Source organism: uncultured Algibacter sp., from assembly GCF_963976535.1.
GTDB lineage: Bacteria > Bacteroidota > Bacteroidia > Flavobacteriales > Flavobacteriaceae > Algibacter_B.
This window is the reverse complement of sequence record NZ_CAXBLF010000030.1, coordinates 13,644-30,105: the sequence shown is the minus strand read 5'-3', so window position 1 is coordinate 30,105 and position 16,462 is coordinate 13,644. Positions and strand designations below refer to the sequence as shown.

Annotated in this window: 12 protein-coding genes; 3 read left to right on the top strand and 9 right to left on the bottom strand. The window is 32.9% G+C overall.

Features of this window, described 5'->3' with window-relative positions; all coding sequences use genetic code 11:
• The first annotated feature begins 8 nt into the window (after positions 1-8).
• Together AAC024_RS09660 and AAC024_RS09655 are read left to right on the top strand one after the other, a co-directional pair.
• Positions 9-1,865: a CBS domain-containing protein gene (locus AAC024_RS09660; RefSeq protein WP_339895177.1), complete on the top strand. Its 1,857-nt coding sequence runs from the start codon at positions 9-11 to the stop codon at positions 1,863-1,865.
• Positions 1,862-3,052, top strand: coding sequence for a succinylglutamate desuccinylase/aspartoacylase family protein (locus tag AAC024_RS09655; RefSeq protein WP_339895176.1), 1,191 nt, complete (start codon positions 1,862-1,864; stop codon positions 3,050-3,052). The genes AAC024_RS09660 and AAC024_RS09655 overlap by 4 nt, the downstream gene beginning before the upstream one ends.
• Before the next feature lie 135 nt (positions 3,053-3,187).
• Here the strand turns inward: AAC024_RS09655 and AAC024_RS09650 are convergent, their stop codons facing one another.
• The 6 genes from AAC024_RS09650 to AAC024_RS09625 all read right to left on the bottom strand — a co-directional run bounded on the left by AAC024_RS09650 (position 3,188) and on the right by AAC024_RS09625 (position 12,609).
• Entirely contained in the window at positions 3,188-4,063 is an 876-nt protein-coding gene (locus tag AAC024_RS09650) for a sterol desaturase family protein (protein WP_339895175.1), read from the bottom strand.
• A 712-nt stretch (positions 4,064-4,775) separates the two neighbouring features.
• Positions 4,776-6,629: a M1 family metallopeptidase gene (locus AAC024_RS09645; RefSeq protein WP_339895174.1), complete on the bottom strand. Its 1,854-nt coding sequence runs from the start codon at positions 6,627-6,629 to the stop codon at positions 4,776-4,778.
• A 113-nt stretch (positions 6,630-6,742) separates the two neighbouring features.
• Entirely contained in the window at positions 6,743-8,356 is a 1,614-nt protein-coding gene (locus AAC024_RS09640) for a S8 family serine peptidase (RefSeq protein WP_339895187.1), read from the bottom strand.
• 29 nt (positions 8,357-8,385) lie between these two features.
• Positions 8,386-9,246 carry an MBL fold metallo-hydrolase gene (locus AAC024_RS09635; protein ID WP_339895173.1) on the bottom strand — a complete coding sequence of 287 codons (861 nt, stop codon included), beginning with the start codon at positions 9,244-9,246 and terminating at the stop codon, positions 8,386-8,388.
• A gap of 310 nt (positions 9,247-9,556) precedes the next feature.
• Positions 9,557-11,764 carry a SulP family inorganic anion transporter gene (locus AAC024_RS09630; protein ID WP_339895172.1) on the bottom strand — a complete coding sequence of 736 codons (2,208 nt, stop codon included), beginning with the start codon at positions 11,762-11,764 and terminating at the stop codon, positions 9,557-9,559.
• Positions 11,761-12,609, bottom strand: a complete 849-nt coding sequence (locus AAC024_RS09625) for a universal stress protein (protein ID WP_339895171.1) — start codon at positions 12,607-12,609, stop codon at positions 11,761-11,763. Before AAC024_RS09625 ends, AAC024_RS09630 begins: the two co-directional genes overlap by 4 nt.
• Before the next feature lie 99 nt (positions 12,610-12,708).
• Between AAC024_RS09625 and AAC024_RS09620 the strand changes: the two genes are divergently transcribed.
• Positions 12,709-14,577 carry a sodium:proton antiporter gene (locus AAC024_RS09620; RefSeq protein ID WP_339895170.1) on the top strand — a complete coding sequence of 623 codons (1,869 nt, stop codon included), beginning with the start codon at positions 12,709-12,711 and terminating at the stop codon, positions 14,575-14,577.
• A 150-nt stretch (positions 14,578-14,727) separates the two neighbouring features.
• On the opposite strand, the gene AAC024_RS09615 is transcribed toward AAC024_RS09620, so the two are convergent.
• The 3 genes from AAC024_RS09615 to AAC024_RS09605 form a co-directional block, all read right to left on the bottom strand.
• A complete protein-coding gene (locus AAC024_RS09615; protein WP_339895169.1) occupies positions 14,728-14,982 on the bottom strand; it encodes a hypothetical protein in 255 nt (84 codons plus the stop codon).
• Positions 14,983-15,005: 23 nt separating this feature from the next.
• A complete protein-coding gene (locus AAC024_RS09610) occupies positions 15,006-15,605 on the bottom strand; it encodes a Fic/DOC family N-terminal domain-containing protein (protein WP_339895168.1) in 600 nt (199 codons plus the stop codon).
• A gap of 397 nt (positions 15,606-16,002) precedes the next feature.
• Positions 16,003-16,419: a hypothetical protein gene (locus tag AAC024_RS09605; protein ID WP_339895167.1), complete on the bottom strand. Its 417-nt coding sequence runs from the start codon at positions 16,417-16,419 to the stop codon at positions 16,003-16,005.
• Between the last annotated feature and the right edge of the window lie 43 nt (positions 16,420-16,462).

The following is a 16,462-nucleotide window of genomic DNA, read 5'->3' as shown; positions in this document are numbered from 1 at the left end:
TTATAGTCATGGGAAATTTAAATGTTACAAAACTCAATACTAAAAAAGATAGAGCTAATTATATTCATCATTTGTTAAACGATATAGAAGCTTTGGATATGATGATTGAAAAGAACATCATTGAAGAAAGCCCTTTACGAATTGGTGCAGAACAAGAATTTTGTTTGGTAAACGATCAATTTTTACCAGAAAGCAAGTCGTTAGAACTGTTAGAAGATATTAATGACGATCATTTTACCACCGAAATCAGTAATTATAATTTAGAACTCAATCTAGATACCTTTAAGCTCGGGGAGGATTGCTTTTCACAACTTCACAAGCAATTAGATAGCTATTTAGATAAGGCAAAAAAGATAGCGGCTAAAAAAAATATTAAAATCATCCTAACCGGTATTTTACCTTCACTATCTGTAAATAATGTAGGTGAAGAAAATATGACTGATGTTGAGCGTTACTCGTTTTTAAATGATGCCTTTAAACAAAGTCGGCGAAAAAGTTTTGACATCCACATAAAGGGTGTTGATGAGCTTAATTTACTGCATGATTCTGTTATGCTAGAGGGTTGCAACACTAGTTTTCAGATGCATTTACAATTAAACCCAAAAGATTTTGTAGATAATTATAATTGGGCGCAAGCTATTGCGGGACCAGTTTTAAGCGCATGTACTAATTCTCCTATACTCTTTGGAAAAGAATTATGGAGCGAAACCAGAATTGCACTATTTACACAAAGTATTGATACTCGAGCTAATTCTTATTTATTAAATGAAAAACAATCTAGAGTTAGTTTTGGTAACGATTGGGAAAGAGGAACTATTACCGATATTTTTAAAAACAACATTTCTAGATTTAGAAGTTTTTTAACTACACATTTTACACGCAATAGTGTAGATATGATTAAAAACGACGAAACGCCAAAGCTTAGAGCGCTGCAGCTGCATAACGGTACGGTGTACCCATGGAATAGAGTGTGCTATGGTGTTATGGATGGCAAACCAAATTTAAGGATTGAAAATAGATACATTCCCTCTGGCCCTACAACCGCAGATGAAATTGCAAATATGATGTTCTGGGTGGGTATCATGATGGGGAAACCCAAGAATTACAAAAATATCCATCAGCAATGGGATTTTAAGGATGTAAAAACAAACTTTTTTAATGCGGCGCGTTATGGTATGGCAACACAGTTTTATTGGAATGGAAAATACATATCAAGTCACGACCTTCTTTTAGACGAACTATTACCTATGGCTTATAAAGGCTTATATCGTGTTGGTGTAACCCCAAAAGATGCTGAATTTTATTTAAAAATTGTAAAAGATAGAATTCGAGGTAATAATGGTTCAGAGTGGTTAGTTAGAAACTATAGAGGCTTATTAAAAACACATAAACGTTATGAGGCTATGCAGATATTAACCGCCAATATGTATGATAAACAAGAAAAAGGCTATCCTGTTTCAGTTTGGGGCATGCTGCATCATACTGATGAAACACGTTTTAAAGCAAAGTATGTTGTAAAGCATATTATGAGTTCCGATATTTTTTCAGTAGATAAAAAAGATAGTATCGACTTAGTGTTACACATTATGAAGTGGAAAAACATTCATCATATGCCTGTTATAAATAGAGCAAGCGAGTTATTAGGTTTAATTAGTTGGGCAGATGTTGAAGGCTATTTATACCAATCTGAAAAGAAACATAATAGCGTGGGAAAATTGATGAAAACAGATATTATTACTGTTGAAGAATATACACCAATTGAAACCGCTAAAAAATTAATGGAAACTCATGCTATTGGCAGTTTACCTGTAGTAAAAAATAATAAGCTAATAGGTTTAGTTACACGAAATGATTTTAATGTATGATTGAGGTATATAACAAAGCATTGGATAGTAGTATAAAAGTAGATAGAATACTTGGCAAGATTGAAGGCGCTAAACCTGGGCCTACAGTTGTTTTTTTTGGAGGTATTCATGGCAATGAAACTTCTGGTGTTTTTGCTTTAAAAGATACTTTGGCTGGCATTAATAGCGCTTATGTAAAAGGTACTATTTATGGTATTTCAGGGAATTTGAAAGCTTTAAAAAAGCATATTCGTTTTGTTAAAGATGATTTGAATAGGTTATGGACCAAGCAGCAAATTCAAAAAATAAAAGACAAAAAAACTTTTAATGCTGATGAAGGTGAATTGCTAGAGCTACATACTGTTTTAGAAGACCTATTAAAAGCGAATCAACCGCCATTTTACTTTGTAGATTTACATACCACATCTAGCAATACGTTGCCATTTATTACCATCAATGACGCTTTAATAAATCGAAAATTTTCAGAACAATTTCCTATACCCATCGTATTAGGTATTGAAGAATATTTAAACGGACCATTACTAAGTTATATTAATCAAATGGGATATGTGTCTTTAGGGTTTGAATCTGGACAACATGATGATTTTTCAGCGATTACTAATAGTATCGCTTTTGTGTATTTAACCTTGGTGTATTCCGGAATTTTAAAAGAAGAAGCGGTAATTAATTTTTCAAAATATCACGAACAATTAAAGCAACAAGCTAATAAAAATAAAACTGTTTATGAAGTAATTTATCTTCATAAAATTAAAAAAGATGAACGTTTTAAAATGCTTAATGGGTTTAAAAGTTTTGAGCATATAAAAAAAGGAACAAAATTAGCCATGAGTAATGCTGTTGAAATTGCCGCACCTTATAATGGTAGTATATTTATGCCATTATATCAACAAAGAGGGGCTGAAGGCTTTTTTATTATAAAACCCATTGAACCATTTTTCTTAAAATTATCTACTGTATTAAGACGCATTAAAACAGATAGCTTGTTAGCAATGTTACCAGGAATTTCTTGGGTAAGTAAAGCCGAAGGTGTTTTACAAGTAAACTTAACTGTGGCTAAGTTTATGGCAAAACCCCTGTTTCATTTATTAGGCTATAGAAACAAACAAATAACTAGCACGCATTTAAGGTTAAATAATAGAGAGCGCGTAGCTAAAACCAAAATTTATAAAAAAGAGCCTTGGTATTAAGGTTGGAGTAATAGAGTTTGAATTATTAATCTAAATTGGGTATTAAGATTTTTAGAAATTTTGTGATTTATTAGTGTTGTATTCCACAAACTTTTGCAATTCTGATGGAATTCGGTTATCTTAAAACTAAAATAATCAACGCTGACTCTTTTTAAAACCGTAGGTGTTTTGTCCTATAAAATCTTTCGGAAATTTATCATCACCTTTAAACCCAATCTCTATGTTGCCACTATCTTCAGGAATGTAATTCGTTTTAAAAATATAATCCCAAAGACTTAAACTAATTCCGTAATTCACACCATATTTGCCTTTTGGTAATACATAGGCATGATGGTATAAATGCATGACTGGATTATTAAAAACATACTTTAATGGGCCCCAAGTAATTTTGATATTGGAATGGTTCAAGTGACCAATAGCAATGGTTATAAAGTGAATGATATAGGCCTGTTCTGGCTCAAAACCACCAATTATCATAACACCAAAAGTTTTAAGTGGTTTATAAAATATATTTTCCATCCAATGGTATCTCATATGCGCAGCAAACCCCATTTCCTTAACACTATGGTGTACTTTATGAAACTTCCACAGGAAAGGATATTTATGCAGTAATACGTGCGTAAACCATTGTACAAAGTCAAGAATGATAAAGAATACTAATAACTGCAACCAAGGTGTCCATTTTGAGATGTCAAAAATCGCTAGGCTTTTTGCTGTAATGTTAATTTCGCCAAAAAGTAATCCTAAAATCTCATAAACACCACTAATTACAATCGAGAATATGAAAAAATTAAAGAGTATATAAAACGCATCTAACCAAAAGTCACGTCTAAAAACAGCTTGTTCTTTTCGCCACGGAAAGGCGATTTCTAAAAGCCAAACAAAAAGTGAGATAGCTATAAGTCCATAAAAATAATTGGTGTACCATGGCACTTCAAATAGTATAGATTTCCAGGTCCAATTTGCTGTGCCTTGAAAGGCATTGATAAATGCGTCTAAATACTTTTCCATTTTAATTTTTAATCTAAATAATTCCCCGACGGTTCTACCTCGGGGTTTCCGAATTTATCTCCCCTTTGGGGAGGTCGGAATTGCCTTTTCGCAATTCCGGGTGGGGCAAAATATAAAATTTCTGTTTTTGGCTCCAAGGCTAAAATGAAGCTGGCGAAATACCCCCTTTGGCTTGCCTCGGGGATGGTCGGCTTCAAGAAATTTTCTATACTATCACTCTTAAAAGATAAATCGTTAAAATAACTCCACTTTGTCCATGAGCCATCATAATTCTTTACATTTTCATACCCCAATAATTGTAAAACACAAAGTTAGTGTGTGCTGATTGCACGACGCTATAACAATACAACAATACAACAATACAAAAATATTAAATCGTTTTTATTTATGTTAAATTTTTTTAAGTACATGACATTATTTTTGAGAAATAAACTACTCTAAATTTCAAGACAACAAAGACCTCACAGGATTTCAAAACCTGTGAGGTCTACGTAACGAAAAAGCTGTAATGTGCTATATTTGTGCGGTTTATAGTTCTGTTATAAATTTTTGTCATGTACTAAAGTTTAATTTACTAAAGATGATTTCTAAATTTTCTAATAGTTTGGTTTTAAACGAATTTAATTCCTCATACAAAATCAAACAAATATTTATAAAACAAAAAAGTCACTTCGTTTTAAACAAGGTGGCTCAAATTTTAAAAGGAATTATATTACTTTTTATTATTCTCTTTATAAATATCAGCCATCAATCCTTTTGGATCAATTTCAACAGATTTCACATCTTTTGAAGTTTGAAAGGTATATGTTGGATATGCCCAAGCCCAATCTTTAATTACCGTTGCTGTGGTTGGTTTTTCACCTCGCATCATTTGTAATGGAATATAAAAATCTTCAGTAGAATCATCAATATAAGTAACAGTTACATCAATTGGCATTGGCATTAAACCCATACGCGCTAAAGTAACCGTATTGTTTTCAATAGACTTTACCGCATAATCTATAGTATTGGTTGTTTGTGCAAAATCCATTAAATACCAATCTAACTCTAAACCAGATACTTTTTCTGCAGTTCTTATGATATCTAATGGTTTTGGATGTTTAAATGAAAAATCATCAAAATATTTTTTGATGGTTTTTTTTAAATTTTCTTCACCAATAACATAACCTAATTGCGCTAAAAACACAGCGCCTTTACTATAAGCTGCATCACCGTAAGCAGCGTTTAAGTTATAACGATCGGCATGCGTGGTTAACGGCTGTTCTATGCCAGAATTTGCTAAACGAATATAACTTCTATAAGAGCCTAAAAACGGATTTTTCCTTTTATTTTCTCTGATAGAATTCATGGCTAGAGCCGAAATATAACTTGTAAAGCCTTCATCCATCCATTCGTGTTTTGCTTCGTTTGAAGCTAATAAAAATTGAAACCAAGTATGTGCCAATTCGTGAGCCGCTGTTCCTAAAAGGCCACCGTAATTTGAACCACCAGTAATTAATGTACACATGGCATATTCCATACCGCCATCACCGCCTTGAATAAAAGAGTATTGTTTATAAGGATATTGACCAACGTTTTCGCTAAAAAACTGCATCATTTTTACCGTTTCAGGTTGAATTTTTTTCCAGTTTTCTATAATATCGTTATCATTTGAGTATAAGAAATGGAGTAATGGACCATTTGGTACCTGAACCGTATCATGAAGATAATCAGGATCGGCAGCCCAAGTAAAATCATGCACATTTAGCGCATTAAAATGCCATGTTAGTTTATCAGAATTAGGTCGTGTAACCGGTCCTGTTTCATAGCCGTAACCTATTTCGTTTGGGTTTTGTAAATAACCTGTTCCTCCAATAATATAATTTTTATCAAGTGTGATTTTAACATCAAAATCACCCCAAACACCATGAAATTCTCTTGCTATATAAGGGTCGGCATGCCAACCTTCAAAATCGTACTCCGCTAATTTAGGGTACCATTGCGTCATAGAAAGCGAGACACCATCTGCATTATTTCTTCCAGAGCGACGAATTTGAACAGGTACTTGGGCATCAAAAACCATATCGAAAGTCACTTTTTCACCTGGTTGAATAGGTTTTGCTAAATCGACTTCTAAAACGGTACCAACCGTTTCATGATTTAAAATAACACCGTTCTGCTTTAAAGAATTCACTTTTATATACCCAATTTCGTTAGGTTTTAGCTTGCTTATTCTATCTCCAACTCTTCGGTCTGGGTCTGCAATAGTTCGAGAACGGACATCCATTTCACTACCTGGTTGAAAGGCATTAAAATACAAATGGTAATACACCCGGTTTAATACATCTGGTGAATTATTGGTATATACTAATGTTTGTTTTCCTTTATATTGATAGGTGTTTACGTCCATATCAATGTCCATTTTATAGTCAACATGTTGCTGCCAATAGGTAGATTTTAATAAAGAAGGCGTTGTTGGTGTTTGTGGTGGTGTTAAAACAGAGGGTTCTGTAACGACACTATTTTTTGAAGCGCTACAAGACCATAAAAAGGAAAAACAAAAAATAAAAATAACAAAACGATTCATAGAACTTGAAATTAAAATAGGTTTTTTAAAAGAGATATACTTAAAAATTAAGTCCGATTTTGAATAGAGATCTGCAAGGTTTTTGAAACCTTACAGGATACTGAAAACTGCGACTATTTTTGTTTTGACAATTGAGCTGCCATAATTAATGCGTTATACGCATTTACCATTTTTGAAGATTTTGTTAAATCTGAAAAAGGTCTGATATCATTAGTGTCTCCGCCAACAATGACTTTAGTTTTTATTGCTAAACCAGAATCCATAATGATTTGTTTTACCTGAGCCGCACTTAAATCTGGGTAATAAGAACGAATTAATGCCGCAACACCGGCGACTGCTGGAGCAGCCATAGAGGTACCGCCTTCTGTTTTATACTCGTTTTCTGGAGTTGTAGAATATATGCCCTCTCCAGGCGCAAAAACATCTACATTTTGCTTTCCGTAGTTAGAGAATGCTGCTACCATATTAGATCCATATTTAGGTGTTAAAGCAGCAACTCTAATATAGGTATCTGAAACTTCTTGACCGTTTATGTTATCATCAGGAAAATTAGGGCTGGCATCTACATCTTTACCATCATTTCCTGCTGCATGTACAAAAACAACATCATTTTCCCCCGCATAAGCAATAGCATCACGAACCCAATCGCTATGTGGGGAGAAGCTTTTACCAAAACTAGCATTGATTACTTTGGCGCCATTATCAACGGCATAACGAATAGCAAGCACCACATCTTTATCATATTCGTCACCACGTGGTGTGCTTCTAATAGGCATAATCTTAACATGGTTTGCGATACCATTGACCCCTTTTTTATTATTGCGTTCGGCAGCTATAATACCCGCAACATGTGTAGCATGACTTTCGCTTTTTTTCCTTGGTTTTATATTGCCATCACCATAAAATTTATCATTCAAATCTTCTGGATTATCACCAGTGACACGACCCTTGTAATCTTTATTTAAGTTATAGTTTAAACGGTCGTTAATTTGAACTAAACCATCATTGATTTCTTTTAATGCATCAGCCAAAGAGTCTTTCCCGTTACTAAAAATATATTGTGCAATTTGTATAGATTGGTTTAAAGCTTGATCTTCTGTTTTAATAGCATTGACCTCTTTTTGGGTGTAATCTTTTTTACCTATGTATTTTGCTAAAGCATCGTCGGCAGTTTTAAATTGCTGGTAAATTTGATCGTATTGGGTTTTATTGTTCAACCAAGTTTGATATTCTGTTTGGTATTCTGCCTGGGCTCTAGCATAATCAGGATTGCTAGTATTTCCACTCGCTAAAATTCTAACATATTCAAACTGTTCGTAATAGCCGTCTCCTAAAAAATTCCATCCATGAATATCGTCAACATAGCCGTTTTTATCATCATCTTTTCCGTTGTTAGGTATTTCACCTTTATTGGTCCAAATCACATCATTTAAATCTTCGTGATTAATATCCATACCAGAATCTAAAACTGCTACAATTACCGTTTTTCCTCTTTTATTTTTAATAATTTCGGAGTAAGCCTTATTAACACTCATGCCTGGAATAGTATCTTTAACCAAATCTAAATGACTCCAATTAAGTTTTTCGTATTCTGTTAATTCAGACACTTTTAATGGAGATGTATCAATATTTTCAACTGGCGTTGATAAAACAGCCGCCGTTCCTCCGCAGCCAAAAAATAAAACTAATAAAAAAGCAGATGCTGCTATTGTTTTAATTCTTCTCATGGTGTTAATAGAATTAGTCATTTATATGTTTAATTGAATATATCTTGAGCTGTGTAAACATTTTTTAATCGGACACCTTTTTCGGTTTTTTGCACCGTGATAATTTCATTATGAGCATCATGTTCTAAAAAGAGATAGTAATTCTGTTCTGCAGCCATATTCAGAAAGACTTCTTTTTCATCTAAAGTTAAAAGTGGCCTAGTGTCGTAACCCATTACAAACGGAAGTGGTAAATGTCCCGCGGTTGGTAACAAATCTGCCATAAAAGCAATAGTTTTGTCTTGATATTTGATAAGCGGAATCATCTGTTTATCAGTGTGTCCATTAGCAAAGAAAATATCGAAACCTAACTCAGAATTTTTAAGTAAATTATCTTCAGGAAGCGATGTGAATTTTAGCTGGCCACTTTCTTCCATAGGCATAATGTTTTCTTTTAAAAACGATGCGCGTTCTCGCCTATTGGGCTGGGTTGCCCATTGCCAATGATCTTTATTACTCCAATAATGGGCGTATTTAAAAGCAGGTTCGTAACCCGTTTTGTCTTTATTCCATTGAATACTACCTCCACAATGATCAAAATGTAAATGCGTCATAAACACATCGGTAATATCATCACGATGAAACCCATTAGTTTTAAGGGATTTGTCTAAGTTAAAATCTCCCCAAGGATAATAGTAGCCATAAAACTTATCAGATTGCTTATTTCCCATACCGTTATCAATTAATATGAGGCGATTACTGTCTTCGATGAGTAAACATCGTGTAGCAATATCAATCATATTATTGGTGTCTGCAGGATTGGTACGTTGCCATATCGATTTTGGCACCACACCAAACATAGCACCACCATCAAGCTTTAGGTTTCCGGCATTTATGGGGAATAAATTCATAGGAATGTAAAATTAAGAAATCTATTATTATTTCTATTAAAAGTTAAGAATATATTAAGAAATGTATCATAAATAATTAATAGTGTCCGATTAAAGAATCAAGACCGCTTCGCTGTTAGAACCAAGAACAAAGACTTGATTGTAACTAATTGATAAACAGTAATTTTTAAATTCATAACTTTCTAAAAAATAAAATTTTTCAGTAATCGCAAAAAGCAAGCCCCTCTTTTTTATAAGCCCTGAAAACTTAGGGTTCGCAAAGGTTTTCTTTAAGCGAACTATTTTTAGTCGGACAATAATGATTTAAAATTTAGCTAGATGAGATAACATCCTTTAAACGCTTACCAAAATCATATAAAGCTTTTATTTCTTTTGTACTGGCTAAACGTTCTTTACCAAAAATCAATAAGGCATTTCCGTTTGATTCCACATGATAATAAGGATTACTTTCAAAAAAATGCGTTACATCATCATTAAAAAACTTAGCTATACCAGGTTCGTTATCTCCAAGTAAATAGAAGCGATTAGAAAAGTCGTCGTGATTTTCTATAGGAATATCTTTAAATCCGGCAAAAGCTGAAACTTTTTCAAGAAATCCTTCTTTATCTAGGGTAAACTCTGGAATAGCAAATTGTAAATTGATGTGAAGCATGCTTTTACGAACCACTTCTTTGGCAATAAATTCACCTTCTGAAAACTCAATATCAAATATGGTTATAGCATTATTTTTGTGAGATAACTTATTATAAATATGGTTAATCTGCTTTGTTCTAAAAAATAGAAAACTATTTAAAAACAATATTTCTTTTTCCTTTTTAGGACTGTATTCCAAACTATTATTTTGGGCTAAAGTTTCCATACTTGTTTGACGTCTGGTAAGACTGTTTTTTATAATTTTAGGAACGGGCAATAAACGCCTTGAAGCAAAAGGATGCTTCGTTTCTGTGTCGTGCATGTCCAAACCTACAACATCAAAATGCCCACCTCGTTTAGCGAATAACTCTTGGTAGCCGTTAATGTTTTCCAGAACCGTATCATCAACAAAATCACATAGTGAAAAATCTACAATAACATCTTGGTTTTCAGGAATCGCATCCAAATGTTTTTTTAATTTGAAATAGTTTATAAAGCTGCAAAAATGCTTGACACTTACGTAGTAATTGTCTTTGTTACCTTGTTCTTTAAACATTAAAACATTTGGTTTCAAAAAATTTCTAATAAATAAGCCATACCCCAAATTTCTATTGATAATTAGATGAATGATTAGCGTGGTTAAAACACCTGCAATGATTCCTGTTATTAAACCAATTTTTAAGGTAACAATTAACGTCACGAAAAAGATAATAAGTTGCTCTTTGCCGATAGAAAACATTTTAGTGATAACTTTTGGCGATGCTAATTTGTAGCCTGTATATACTAAAATAGCCATTAAAGCAGGAAGCGGGATACGCGTGAGCTGCGTGCTAAAAAACACTATAAACAAAACTAAAAACAGGGCGTGGAAAAAGTTTGAAGACCGATTACTTGCGCCTTGATTAACATTAACCGAGCTACGTGCAATTACGGTTACTACATTTAAACCGCCTAACAAACCGCTACCCACAGTTGCTAAACCAAGTGCTTTTAAATCTCTATTAACATTGGAGCGTCGTTTTTCAGGGTCTAATTTATCAACAGCTTTAATACTTAAAAGCGATTCTATACTAGCAATAAGTGTTAGTGCTAATACACTTCCCCAAAAGGAAAAACTCCAAATACCACTAAAATTAGGTATTGGTAAATCGGCAATTATATTTTGAATACTCGGTATTCCAGCAATCATGTATTCTTGTGCTATAGGGTTAGGTTCATGAAGCCCAAATTCAAAGTAATAACTGAATCCTATCGACAAAATAACAATCCACATAGGCGCAGGAATAAGCTGCAAATATTTATTTCTAATTTTAGAATAGAAGAACATAATGGCTAAACTTAAAACACCTGCCAAGGCAGCAAAAATTAGCCCTTTATTGCCGTAGTGAATAGCATCATTTATGGTGTACGGAATCTCTAAAAGATAATCAATAGTGTCTGCTCTATTAATCTTGTGAGCTAACATAATATGGAATTGCTTGCCTAAAATAATTAAACCAATAGCAGCCAACATACCTTGTATGGCAGAAGATGGAAAAAAATCGGCTAGTGCGCCCATTCTAAAAAAACCAAGAAGTAATAGTAAAACCCCCGAACACATAATGGCAACATAGGCAGTTTCTATTCCTAACGTAGAAATAGCCACTAAAAGCACACCTACTAGTCCATTTCCAGGGCCAACAATAGTCACATGACTTCCCCCTAAAATGGAAACCATAACACCACCTACAATAGCCGCAATTATTCCTGAAATAGGAGGCGCATCACTAGCCATAGCAAGTCCTAAGCCTAAAGGCAATGCGATTAGGCTAACCACAAAACCCGAAAAAATATTTTTAGGTAAGGCTTTAAAAAAGTCTTTTATGTTATTTTTTTTTGGACTCATTGTAGGATTAACACATCGGTTGGTAACTCGGTTAAAATATGTTCAATATCATGAGGAAAAAGTCTATCCCAAAATGTCATTTTTGATGGCGCATTCATAATTAATAAATCGGCTCGCGAAATTTGCGCGTAATGCCCAATAGAATAACCGCGCTTACCAAATATAGGCTGTAATTTTATGATTTTATTTTTAGTGTATTCTTTAGGAATATGACTAATAATTTCATTAATCCTAGAATTTTCTCTTAGCTTAATTCGTTCTTTCGCTATAGTCGCTCTTCTAAGCGATTTATCATCATCAACTTTTACTGTAACTTCATCCTGGGCAATTTCTTCTACAATAGTTATTTTTTCAGATTTTAGCTGTTTCGCTACATAAAAAGCTGAGGTTATGGTTTGTTCAGTTTTTGGGTCTTTCAAGCCATTTACCACGATATGCTGACAAGGTACACGCTCAACAGATGGTTTGATCAGTAATAAAATGGAACATTTGGCTTGACGCGTAATTTGTCTAGCAATAGAACCCACATAGTATTTTAGAATGCGTTCTCGTCTAACTGCTCCAAGGATGAGTAAGTCTATTTTTTTTTCTTCGGAAATGGATAAAATAACATCTACAGGCTCTCCGGTTTTAAAAACAACTTCATAATCTAACTTGTCTTTTTCAAAACTTTTGAGAATGATACTCAACATGTTAGTCTTTTCTTCAGAAACTTCACCAACATGAATTAAAAACAGTTTGGCGCCAAAAAAAACAGATAATCTGGCAGCCTCAAAGAGGTTAGCTTTTAAGTTTGGGGAATATGCAACCCCAATTCCAATACTTTTAAAAGGCTTTAAAGACACTGTTTTGCTATTTTTTAGTCAAAGTTGAAAGATAACATTTTTTAAAAATATGATGTCATCTGTTTTACCTAATTTAGTGTTTTAATATAGATTTAAAGGATGGTAGAGTTAGCAGGAATTATTATATTAGGCATATTAGCGCAATGGGTGGCATGGAAATTAAAAATCCCTGCTATTTTGCCTTTAATATTAATAGGATTATTAGTGGGACCAGTAGCGGCAGAATTTTTATCTGAAGATGGTACCAAATGGATACAGCCTATATATAAAGACGGAAAAGGGTTGTTTCCTGATACAAACCTTTTTTATTTTGTGTCATTAGCTATTAGTATTGTTCTTTTTGAAGGCGGATTAACGTTAAGAATGGGAGAAATCAAAAATGTTGGCCCCATAATAACTAAGTTAATAACCATTGGCGTTTTGGTAACATTTTTTGGAGCCGCTTTAGCAGCTCACTTTGTGTTTCACTTAACTTGGGAAATATCATTTTTATTTTCAGCTTTAATTATTGTTACAGGACCTACAGTAATTACACCCATTCTTAGAAACATTCCACTAAAAAAAGATATTTCAGCGGTTCTAAAGTGGGAAGGCATATTAATTGACCCAATTGGTGCTTTGGTAGCTGTACTTGTTTTTGAGTTTATTAGTGTAGGTACTGAAGGAGAATATACTAAAACGATGTTAATTGATTTCGGTAAAATCGTGTTATTCGGTTCTACTTTCGGATTTACTTTTGCCCATGCCCTCAATTTCACAATCAATAGGAAATGGGTGCCTCATTATTTATTAAACGTTTTTGCCTTAGCAGCGGTTCTTGGTGTTTTTGTGTTATCCGATAGTTTTGCACACGAATCTGGTTTATTGGCGGTTGTTGTTATGGGTATGGTTTTGGGTAATTCTAATTCCCCGTATTTAAAAGAGCTGCTTTATTTTAAAGAATCATTAAGTGTATTATTAATATCCATATTATTCATTTTACTAGCTGCAAATATTAATATAGAAGAGTTAATGCTAATCTATAATTGGAATACCGTTATTCTATTTGCCCTCGTTGTTTTTTTAATTCGACCAATTGGCGTGTTTTTAAGCACCTCTGGATCTAAATTAAAATTGAATGAAAAACTTTTTATTAGCTGGGTTGGCCCCAGAGGAATTGTGGCTGCTGGGATTGCGTCTTTATTTGGACTTACACTTGCAGATAAGGGTGTGGAAGATGCTGAATATATAACACCATTGGTATTTATGATTGTTTTAGGAACTGTTTTACTTAATGCAACAACAGCGCGCCTATTTGCTAAGATTGCTGGGGTTTTTCTAACAAAATCTACAGGTATTTTAATTGTCGGGGCGTCTAAGGTTTCAAGGTTATTAGGTCATTATTTAGAAAGTCATGGAAGACACGTGGTTTTAATAGATAGTAATGAAAGCAATATTGAAAAAGCAAAAGAATTGGGTCTAGAAGCAATGAGTACCAATATTTACTCTGATACTTTAATGGATAATATTGAATTAAGCGATGTTGGGTATTTAATGGCATTAACAGGAAATCCTGATATTAATAAATTTGCTATCAATAAATTTAGTAATCAATTTGGAGAAAATGGCTCGTTTAGGCTTGTAACCACTCAAGAAATGCTAGATGATACTAATAACCCAAAAGAAGGCTTGTTTTCGCATAAAGATGATTTTAATAGACTGTCAGAATTAACAAGAAAGCATCCATCCATTCAAGAAATTGATTTAGAAAGCAAAGCGCATTACGAGGAATTGATTAAAATTTCGAATAATGATGAAGATATTATTCCTTTGTTTGTAAAGGATAATGATGGCGAGCTTCATATTATATCGTCCTATAATTTAGAGTTTAAAAACATTGAAGCAGGTTATCAACTTGTTTATTTAGGAAAGCCTTTTGATGTTGAAAATGTACCTACAGTGGAAACAAAAGGGTCTAAAGATGAATAGAAGCTATCGTTTTATTTAAATAATTTTGTCTGAGTACATGACAAAAATTGATAATATATCGGATGTCAATCTGAGCGCAGTCGAAGACATTGGAAATATCGTATTCAAAAGCATTTCGACTGCGCTCAATCTGACACTTTTATATTTTTGTCATGTACTAAATAATTTTGTATATTCTCTAAACAAATATATTTTCCCTCTTTTCGCTCCAGTTATTTCAGTTAATATCTCAAGACTTTCTAATTCATCTATGAGCTTATAAACGGATGGCAAGGAAAGGTTTATAAGTTTCTTTGCTTTTTTGGCATCTATAATTGGTCGTTGAAATAAATGATTTAGAATTAGCTGAGCGTTATTGGTACGACTACCTAATGTTTGGATTTTAGCTTCAACTTCTTTTTGCAACTTTAAAATACTATCAAATGTACTTATGCTATTTTAAGTAAATCGGGAAAAAATGATTTAGTATTATGTGCAAATTTTTCTAAATCTCCCATATATTCATTAATAGTTGAATGAATTGGAGGAATAAAGGTTGCGTCATTTATACTTGCCCCACCTAACCAATTTTGGCTACTTCTAAATGCCTCTGGAAGATTATGTTTTCTTCTAACGCCTTGCAATAATATTTTATGGGTGTCTCTAATCAGACGAGATGAAAATGACAAATTTTCAAGATTTGTTATTGCTGAGTTTAAAGCTTGAATATAATTTTGAACTTCTTCCCAATCATCTCTTTTTTCTTCATTTAGATCTTCTTTGTCTAATAATGCATCTTCTATATTTGTTTTGGTTCCTTCTATTTTACTTGATTGAGTTGCTTCTTTTAAAACGTGCATACTTATAAATAGATCAATATTTGGGATATATTCTGAATACATATCTAATCTCCCAAGTTGCCTATCAGCTTGACTTAAAAGATTCACTAATTCCATATGTTCAATTTTCCATTCTTGATTTATTTTGTTAGGTTGAAAGCTTTTATATGTCCGTTGATTTATTTGATTTCCAGCTTTGAATGTTTTCATTATAATTCATTTATAAACTTTATCAAAGACACTCCTTATTTAATAATTAATCAAAAAACTTAAATAGTGTGATAATTAAATTAATATTTAATCAAAATACTTAATTATCGCGGAGGCTTGTTTAACACCATTCTAAACGCAGTTCGAGGATGTTCCGAAGAAAAACTGGAAGCAAACAAACGAGCAACTAACTTTGGTTAAGCTAAAACTAGCATTTTTTTTTAAGTACATGACAAAAATTAATTTTGAGAAATAAACTACGTGCCATTTTCAGGATAAAAAAGACCTGACAGGTTTTGAAAACCTGTCAGGTCTTTGTAACGAAAAAGCCGTAACATACTATATGTGTGTAGTTTATAGTTCTATTCTAAATTTTTGTCATGTACTAAACAATTTTTTATATACGTCTTTGTTGTAGTACGTTTTTCATATTTATTCTTTTCATTGAAAACGTTTCTGATTTTTGATTTAAGAAGTCAATTATTGTAATTGCTTTTTGTGCAATTTTACGTTTTTCATAGTTTTCTCCGAAATCAAGTGATTCTGTTTTCATAACAATTTCATACAATAATTCCACTATTTTTTCAGCATGAGATTCGTGTAATTCCGAAATGTGTTTTATTAATTCCGAATTTTCCATTTGAGTTATTTTATCTAATGATAAGTCAAATTTGTTTTTCAGATCCTTATTTATTTCCCCAATTCCACTTTTAGCGTTGTTTGAATTTATTCCGCTAATTTTATCAATTAAACTATTTAGCAGTAAATTTAATTTTTGAATTTCTCGTTTTATTAAGTCTTTTTCTACTTCCATTTATGATTGTTCAGAGTCAGTTCTTCAATGAACTTTATCGATT